Source organism: Microbacterium sp. LMI12-1-1.1, from assembly GCF_040676455.1.
Taxonomy (GTDB): domain Bacteria; phylum Actinomycetota; class Actinomycetes; order Actinomycetales; family Microbacteriaceae; genus Microbacterium.
Map to the genome: position 1 here is coordinate 1 of NZ_JBEGIA010000008.1, position 255 is coordinate 255.

At 59.2% G+C, this 255-nt stretch carries 1 rRNA gene; it reads left to right on the forward strand.

Annotated features, from left to right (window positions below):
- Positions 1-110 (forward strand): 16S ribosomal RNA (locus tag MRBLMI12_RS22265); the annotation flags it as partial.
- Positions 111-255: the final 145 nt, after the last annotated feature.

The window sequence follows — 255 nt, forward strand, 5'->3', positions numbered from 1 at the left end:
AGCCGGTGGCCCAACCCTTGTGGAGGGAGCCGTCGAAGGTGGGATCGGTAATTAGGACTAAGTCGTAACAAGGTAGCCGTACCGGAAGGTGCGGCTGGATCACCTCCTTTCTAAGGAGCACCTGAACTCTCTTCGGGGGGTTCCAGGACCCAGTACCACACCGACTGTGTGTGGCTGGGGCTCAGGGTGGAACATTTGACATGGCATCAGCGCAGCTGGTTCCTACTAGTACGCCGCGTCTCTTCGGGGGTGTGG